This window comes from Amycolatopsis sp. NPDC059027 (assembly GCF_042739735.1).
Classification (GTDB): domain Bacteria; phylum Actinomycetota; class Actinomycetes; order Mycobacteriales; family Pseudonocardiaceae; genus Amycolatopsis.
In genome coordinates, this window is the sequence record NZ_JBHYIK010000172.1 from 1 (window position 1) to 1195 (window position 1195).

Here is a 1195-nt window from a genome sequence, read left to right on the forward strand (position 1 = left end):
CAACCACCGGTATCCGGGCGCCGTTTTCCTCGGCCTCCGGGGCGAACGCGGGATCCTCGGCCGCGAGTTCCTGTGCCGCGGTGAGGTCTTCATGGGCGCCGTCGGTCAAGCTACTTGGCGTCGGCACCCTTGGTGCGCTTGCCGTAGCGCTTCTCGAAGCGCGCGACCCGGCCACCGGTGTCCAGGATCTTCTGCTTGCCGGTGTAGAACGGGTGGCAGTTCGAGCAGATTTCGACGTGGATGTGACCGGACGTCTTCGTGCTGCGGGTGGTGAACGTGTTCCCGCAGTCGCAGTTCACGGTCGTGACCACGTATTCGGGGTGGATGCCGCTCTTCATGGTGTCCTCTCTCGTTGGCCGCCGGGTCCCCGGTAGTTCGGGGTGAACCGGAGCCGGACTTCAGCGGAGTAATTGTGCCAGACGCGCTGACAGGGCTTTCAACACGGCCTGTTCAGCCGGTATTCCCGGGCAAAACGGACACGTTGAGTTATCAACTATGTACCTCGGGTGTACGAATTTTGTACTCCCCGCCGGGAGGCTGCCGCCGGTTCGTGATTCTCCCACCCGACTGGAGGCAGACCGTGCGCACTGTGATTTCCCGGATCACCAAACCCGCCGTGGTGGCCGCGCTGGCCGCGGCCGCCCTCGCCGTGGCCCCGGTGGCGCAGGCGAGCGCCACCACCGCGGACGCCGACATCACCGCCGCCGACATCAACCCGGCCGCGGGCACCTTCACCACCGAGCCCGAGTTCACCGTCCAGGGCGCCGCCGACGGGACCCCGGCGGGCGCGGTCCAGTGGTACAAGAACCACCTGGGCAGCACGGCCTGGCAACACTACTGCGAAAAGGCCGCCGAGAACGCCTACGGCACCACCGGCGTCTGGGCGTCGGCGAACGCGCACTGGAACGGCGCGAGCCCGAAGCACACCAGCGGCACCCCGCCGCTCGGCGCCTTCGTGTACTGGAACATCAGCGCCTACGGCCACGTCGGCATCGCGGACGGCAACGGCGGCATCTACGCCACCAGCATCGGCGGCAAGATCGGCCACGCGAGCAGTGTCAACTACTTCAACAACTACCGCGGCTGGACCCCCGGCGCCGTCCCTCGCCACTGAGTCCCGTCCCGACCTGCCGTTAAGGCCACCTTATGGGCGTCAGACGCCCAAAAGGTGGCATTAACGGCAATTGTCCTAGCC

Annotated in this window: 2 protein-coding genes; one reads left to right on the plus strand and one right to left on the minus strand. The window is 66.7% G+C overall.

Annotation, left to right across the window (positions count from 1 at the left end; translation table 11 throughout):
• Positions 1-110: 110 nt before the first annotated feature.
• On the minus strand, positions 111-338 hold the full coding sequence (gene rpmE, locus ACFWY9_RS44920) for a 50S ribosomal protein L31 (protein WP_378330417.1): 228 nt from the start codon (positions 336-338) through the stop codon (positions 111-113).
• A gap of 242 nt (positions 339-580) precedes the next feature.
• Between rpmE and ACFWY9_RS44925 the strand changes: the two genes are divergently transcribed.
• Positions 581-1114 carry a CHAP domain-containing protein gene (locus ACFWY9_RS44925; RefSeq protein WP_378341776.1) on the plus strand — a complete coding sequence of 178 codons (534 nt, stop codon included), beginning with the start codon at positions 581-583 and terminating at the stop codon, positions 1112-1114.
• Positions 1115-1195: the final 81 nt, after the last annotated feature.